The organism is Pseudomonas sp. P20 (assembly GCF_016463925.1).
GTDB classification, from domain to species: Bacteria; Pseudomonadota; Gammaproteobacteria; order Pseudomonadales; family Pseudomonadaceae; genus Pseudomonas; species Pseudomonas aeruginosa.
Genome location: NZ_JAEMVM010000001.1, coordinates 1 through 560, shown reverse-complemented (window position 1 = coordinate 560; position 560 = coordinate 1). Strand labels below are relative to the sequence as shown.

Sequence of the window (560 nt, the reverse complement as noted above, 5' to 3'; positions counted from 1 at the left end):
TTCCTGGAGATCGCCGAGCACCCGCGCGCGGAGTGGAACGACCTGTGGCTGCTCAGCGAAGTCTTCCACGAAGGCAAGCAGCCGCAGGTGCTGGAAGAGAACGTTACCTCCGACACGTCGGCCAGCACGGACGACTTCCAGCAGGGCTACCGCAACCGCTTCCTCGCCACGCCCTGGGAGGTGTTCTTCCGCCCGCCGCTGGAGCACCCGAAGCCGCGCGTGCTGGGCAGCCAGACCGCGGTGGTGACCGGCCCGCCGGGCGAGGAAATCCACTGCGACCGCTACGGCCGGGTCAGGGTGCAGTTCCACTGGGACCGCGAGGGCCAGGGCGACGACAAGAGCAGTTGCTGGCTGCGCGTAGCCAGCGGTTGGGCCGGCAACGGCTATGGCGGCATCGTCATTCCGCGGGTCGGCATGGAAGTGCTGGTGGACTTCCTCGAAGGCGATCCCGACCAGCCGCTGGTCAGCGGCTGCGTCTACCACGCCGCCCACCCGGTGCCCTACGAGTTGCCGGCGAACCAGACCCGCAGCGTCTTCAAGAGCCTCAGCAGCCCTGGCGG

1 protein-coding gene is annotated in these 560 nt (G+C 68.8%); it reads left to right on the top strand.

What is annotated here, in order from left to right; genetic code table 11:
* Positions 1-560, top strand: a 560-nt coding sequence (tssI, locus tag JHD77_RS32250) for a type VI secretion system tip protein TssI/VgrG (RefSeq protein ID WP_199509149.1), incomplete at both ends; no start/stop codon positions are given.